At 73.4% G+C, this 5,409-nt stretch carries 5 protein-coding genes; 2 read left to right on the forward strand and 3 right to left on the reverse strand.

Annotated elements, in window-relative coordinates; genetic code table 11:
• Window positions 1-104 precede the first annotated feature (104 nt).
• Window positions 105-1,088, reverse strand: a complete 984-nt coding sequence (locus tag ACFVIM_RS32280) for an alpha/beta fold hydrolase (RefSeq protein ID WP_384309061.1) — start codon at window positions 1,086-1,088, stop codon at window positions 105-107.
• 515 nt (window positions 1,089-1,603) lie between these two features.
• On the opposite strand from ACFVIM_RS32280, the gene ACFVIM_RS32285 reads away from it, so the two are divergent.
• On the forward strand, window positions 1,604-2,788 hold the full coding sequence (locus ACFVIM_RS32285) for a type III polyketide synthase (RefSeq protein WP_384309064.1): 1,185 nt from the start codon (window positions 1,604-1,606) through the stop codon (window positions 2,786-2,788).
• Window positions 2,789-2,838: 50 nt separating this feature from the next.
• On the opposite strand, the gene ACFVIM_RS32290 is transcribed toward ACFVIM_RS32285, so the two are convergent.
• Together ACFVIM_RS32290 and ACFVIM_RS32295 are read right to left on the reverse strand one after the other, a co-directional pair.
• Complete coding sequence (locus tag ACFVIM_RS32290; protein WP_384309066.1) at window positions 2,839-3,444, reverse strand: HD domain-containing protein; 606 nt, start codon at window positions 3,442-3,444, stop codon at window positions 2,839-2,841.
• 96 nt (window positions 3,445-3,540) lie between these two features.
• The gene (locus ACFVIM_RS32295) at window positions 3,541-4,098 is read right to left on the reverse strand and encodes a GNAT family N-acetyltransferase (protein WP_384309069.1); all 558 of its coding nucleotides are present in this window, start codon (window positions 4,096-4,098) and stop codon (window positions 3,541-3,543) included.
• Between the two features lie 270 nt (window positions 4,099-4,368).
• Between ACFVIM_RS32295 and ACFVIM_RS32300 the strand changes: the two genes are divergently transcribed.
• Window positions 4,369-5,238 carry an SDR family oxidoreductase gene (locus tag ACFVIM_RS32300; protein ID WP_384309071.1) on the forward strand — a complete coding sequence of 290 codons (870 nt, stop codon included), beginning with the start codon at window positions 4,369-4,371 and terminating at the stop codon, window positions 5,236-5,238.
• Window positions 5,239-5,409: the final 171 nt, after the last annotated feature.

A 5,409-nucleotide genomic window follows, 5' to 3' on the forward strand; every position in this document is an offset into this window, starting at 1 on the left:
ACCGCCAGGCCACCGGGTCACACTCAGGGGAGCGGGCCGGGCGCCCGGGGCTTCCGCCGGTCGGGCGACGACGGACCACAGGTGCCGCGTCATGGCGGAGCGCCTCACCCGGGCAGGGCCGCCAGCCAGTCGAGCAGGATCCGGTTGACCTCCTCCGGCCGTTCCTGCTGGATCCAGTGCCCGCAGCCGTCGAGAATGCGGGAGGTGACCAGCCCGGGCAGGGTGACGGCGTGCGCCGTGATCGCGTCGCCCAGCCAGATGTTGGTGGAGTCCAGCGCACCTCCGATGAAGAGCGAGGGCTGAGCGATGGGGGCGTGCTCGAACGCGGCGAGGTCCTCCCAGTCGCGGTCCATGTTCCGGTACCGGTTCAGGGGGCCGGTCATACCGGTCCGCTCGAACTCACCCGCGTACCGGTCGAGGTCGTCCTCGCTGAGCCAGCGGGGCAGCCGTCCGACGGGGAACCGGTCGCGCATCCCCCCGTCGGGACTGACGAAGTGCGGCGCGGGGGCGCCCGGCGGCGGCGCGGTGTCGCCGGACAGGGCGGCGTAGACGCCCGCGAGCCAGCCGCGCACATCGGGTTCGATATCGGCCTCGGCCCGGCCGGGCCGCTGGAAGTAGGAGACGTAGAACTCCTCGTCCCCGCCGCCCATCCGGGCGAAGGCGTCCGTGGGCCGGGTCCGGCCACGGGGGGTGTAGGGCACGCTGAGCAGCCCCACGGCACGGAAGACCTCCGGGCGCAGCAGCGCGGAGGTCGCCGCGATGGCGGAACCCCAGTCATGGCCGACGACGACGGCCGTCTCCTCGCCGAGGGCGCGCACCACGGCCGCGGTGTCCTCCACCAGGTGGACCAGACGGTAGGCGTCGATGTCCACGGGCTTGGAGGAGCGTCCGTATCCCCGGACGTCGATGGCGACGGCCCGGTATCCGGCCGCCGCGAGGGCGGGGAGCTGGTGCCGCCAGGAGTACCAGAACTCCGGGAAGCCGTGCACCAGCAGTACCAGGGGGCCGCTGCCCTGCTCCACGAGGTGGATCCGCCCGCCGGGCGTGTCGACCAGACGATGGGTCAGTTCCGGGTCGCGCTCTGCCATGAACCCTCCAGGCGATGTCGGTTGGCGTCACCACGACGGGCGTCGGGCACCGCTTTCGTGGCCGTACCCGATCATGCAGGGTGCGCGGGAGCGACGCGAACGCCGTTGCCGTTCCGGCAACCCGGGTCATGGTGGTGGCGAGGGGCACTGCGGTGGGCCGGAGGGGAGCGGACGGGAGGACGGGACGGGGGCGGACGCGGAATCCGGCGGCCCGGGAGCGGGCGTCGCACCACTTTCTCGCCGTAACTTTCCGGCCAGACTCGGGAGTGGACATCCCTCCGGCGATCCACCGGAAACGGAACAGGACCTGACGACCCGCTCCCCTGGGGATCCGCCCGTGGGACCAGAGACGGGCGCGTCCTCGGCCCCGCGGGGCCGCACCTCGCACCCGTACGCCAGGAACGGGCCGTGTCCGAAAGACGATCTTGTCTGGGCATTATCCGGACTCCATGCTTCCTGACGCGGGTACCGCCCCACCGGTCCCGCGATCCCCCCACACCCCCAAGGAAGCACCCGTGACTCTCGCGCACCCCACCTTGCCCATACCGCCGACCGCACCCACACCCCCGCCGACCGTCCCCGCCCCCCGGGACCGGACGGCCCGCCCGCTCCAGGCGCGCACCCGCGTCGCCATATCCCCTCCGGCGGTGGCCGTCCCCGAGCATGTGATCACCCAGAAGGAGATCATGGGCGCCCTCGGTGAACTCTTCGCCGACGTACCGCACCTGGAGCGCGGGCTCGCGCTGATGCGCAGTACGACGGTGGAGACCAGGAACATGGTCGCGGGTCTGGAGGAGACACTCTCCGCCCAGCCCTTCGGCGTACGCAACGCCCGGTATCTCCGCGAGGCCACCCGGCTGGGCGCCACGGCGGCCGAGGAGGCACTGCGCCGGGCGGGGGTGGCGGCGGCCGAGGTCGACTACCTCGTCTTCGTGTCGTGCACGGGATACGCGCTGCCGGGACCGGACGCCTATATCGCCCAGGAGATCGGCTGCCGGCCCACCGTACGGCGCACCCCGATCCAGCAGATGGGGTGCGCGGCCGGGGTCTCCGGCCTCGCGGAGGCGTTCCACTTCCTCCAGGCGTACCCGGAGGCGACCGCCCTGGTCATCGCCGTCGAACTCAGCTCCCTGTCCTTCCAGCCGGACGAGCGGACCCTGAGCGACTTCATCTCCAACGGCATCTTCGGCGACGGCGCCGCGGCGGCCGTGCTGCGCCGCGCGACCGACTCGGCCACGGGGTTCCAGATCCAGGCCGCCCGGCAGCACCTCCTCCCCGACTCCCACTCCGTGATAGCGGGCAGCACCACCGAGCGCGGGTTCCACTTCCGGACCGATCCCCGGGTCCGTACGACGGTGCCCCTGGTGATACCGGCGATCGAGTCCTTCCTCGCCGAACTGGGGTGGGAGCCGGACTCGGCGCGGTTCTGCGTCTCCCACACCGGCGGGCCACTGATCATGGACGGCGTGGAGCAGGGGCTGGGGCTGGCGCCGGGATCACTGCGGCACAGCCGGGAGAGCATGGCCCGGCTGGGCAACACATCGAGCGTCTCCATCTTCGACGTCCTGCGACGCCACCACGACGAGGGGGCTCCCCGGCACGGGGACCCGGGGCTGATCCTGGCGTTCGGGCCCGGCTTCACGACGGAGGTCATGGCGGGTACGTGGAACGCCGCACCGCCCGGGGAGGGCCGCGCCTGACCCTGTCCCCCGAAGGCCCCGGGCAGCCCCGGCGCCGGACGGCGGACGGGTCAGGCCCGGTCGAGCGGGTGGGCGGCCGTCCGGGCCGCCCAGTCGCCCTCCATCAGCGCCGCCGCGGCACAGCCCGGCTTCCGCCGCGCCTGGTCCCGGAAGAGCCCGAGGAACCCCTCGGCGAAGCCCTCGCGGGGACAGGCCGCGGCGAGGGCCTCGACAAAGGCCGGGTCGAAGGCGTCGAGCCCCGCCCCCGAGACGTCAGCACTGGTCCCCACCTGCAACAGGCGGCTCTCCAGGTCCGTCTCGGGGGCCACGGCGTCCCGCATATGCAGCACGATCAGTTCGGCCGCCCGGTCGCGCCGCTCGGCGGGCCAGCCGAGCCCGGCGGTGAAGACCCGCGCCACATGGCCACCCGCCTCCTCGAAGGGGAGGGTGTGGCTGTCGAAGGGCGCGGTGAGGCCCAGATCGTGCAGGAGCGCGGCGACATGGAGGAGTTCGCGGTCGAAGTCGAGGCCGCGCGCGTCCGCCCAGGCGGCGCCGTAGAAATAGGACCGCAGCGAGTGCTGGTACAGCGCCTTGTCGGCGTACTCGGCGCAGACCAGCCGGGCGGCCTCCACGGCCCGCCCCGACGGGGCCCGTACCCCCGCGACCTCGTTCACCATCGTCCCGGCTCCCCTTCTCGTCCCGTGCGGATCCCCCGCCCGTCAGCCTCACCCTACGGCCCGCCAAGCGGCGGGAAACAAGCGGCCCGACGCGGGTCAGCCCTGGTGAGCGGCGTGCCACTCAGAGGCGAGCACGGACCAGATCTCCTCGTCGTACCGCCGGCCCCGGACGGCGAAGCTCTGCCGGAGCGTGCCCTCGTGGGTCATCCCGAGCCGCCGCGCGACGGCGATGCTGGGCGCGTTGACGGACGCGACGCACCATTCGACGCGCTGGACACCGCGCTCCCGGAACGCCCAGTCGATGAGGATCCGGGCGCTGCGGGTGACCAGCCCACGGCCCGTCCCGGCGGGCTCCAGCCAGCACCCGGCCTCGGCGACGCCCTGGGCGGCGTCCAGCCGTCGCAGGACGACCGCGCCGACCAGGGTGCCATCGGACCAGATGCCCGCGATGCGCCCGGTGTCGGCGGCGGTGCGGTCCGCGTACCCCTGGAGGAAGGCACGGCTGGAGGCCAGGTCGGTGACGACGTCGGGGAGGGAGTTGTGCCGCCCGATGAACTCGCGCCCACGGTCGATGTGGGCCAGGAACTCCTCGGCCCGCCAGGGCTCCAGGGGGCGTAGTGCGGCACCGTCGTCGCCCAGGGATATCGCGTACATCGTCGTCCTCCTCCATGTACCGGGATCCGCTCCGGGATTCCGGCGCCGGGACGGATGGGAAGGATCCTCGCACGGCGGTGAGCGGGGCGCGGCGCCGGGCACCGGGGCCCGGGGGGTTACCGGGCGCCCACCGGCGACCCGGGCGGCCCCGAGGTCCTGGCCCTCTCATTCCCGGCTCGGTGACGCTCTTTCACCCACCCCACTGCGTACGGTGTACCCTCGTGTCGTACATTAATGCGTACAGCGTACGAAGAGAGCGGGGAGGGCACCATGAGGATCTTGGTCACGGGCGCGACCGGGAATGTGGGACGGCTGGTCACCCAGGAGCTGGCCCGGCGGGGTGTGGCGGTCCGGGCACTCACCCGGACGCCGGAGAAGGCGGGGTTCGGCGGGGACATCGAGGTCGTGGGCGGGGACCTGGAGCGGACCGGGAGCCTGCGCGGCGCGCTGGAGGGGGTGGAGCGGCTCTACCTCTTCCCTCAGCCGGACACCGCCCGGGACGTCGTCGCCCTGGCCGAGGAGGCGGGCGTACGCCGGATCGTGACACTGTCGTCGGCCGCGGTGGCGGACGGCTTCGACACCACCCACCACCTGCCGGTGGAACGGGCGGTCGAGGCGTCGGGGCTGGAGTGGACCCATGTCAGGCCGGGCGAGTTCATGGCCAACAAGCTCTCGCTGTGGGGCCCCTCCATCCGCGCGGAGCGCCGGGTGCGCGACCCGTTCCCGGACGACGCGTGGTGCCCGGTGCACGAGGGCGACATCGCCGACGTCGCCGTCGCCGCGCTCCTGGAGGAAGGGCACACCGGCCGGGCGCACACCCTCCACGGGCCGGAGATGATCAGCCCGCGGAGCCAGGTGGCGGCCATCGCCGCCGCCCTCGGCGAAGAGGTCGCCGTCGAGACCGTCACCCGCGAGGAGGCGCGCGAGATCTACGTCTCCCAGGGCGGCTTCTCCGCCGCCGCGGCGGACATGCTGCTCGGTTTCACCGACTACGAGGGCAACCCGGTGGCCGAGGGCGAGGACCCATGGGCCGGGGCGTACAACGAGGAGGCGGAGCTGAGCAGTCTGCGCGACGCGCTCGGCAGGCCCGGCCGCACCTTCGCCGCCTGGGCGCGCGACCACGTGGACGACTTCCGCTGAGCGGACGGCGGGCATAGACGGCGGGTGCCAGGCGGCGGCCCTGGCGCGTCCGGCACCCGCCCGGACACGCAGGCTCTCCGTACGGCTCGCGACGGCACCTCCGTACGGCCCGTATCCGGCGGTCGCGATCGGCGCGCGTACGGCACCTCCGTAGGTGGCGGTCTTCCGCGC

Source organism: Streptomyces sp. NPDC057638 (assembly GCF_042800315.1).
Classification (GTDB): domain Bacteria; phylum Actinomycetota; class Actinomycetes; order Streptomycetales; family Streptomycetaceae; genus Streptomyces.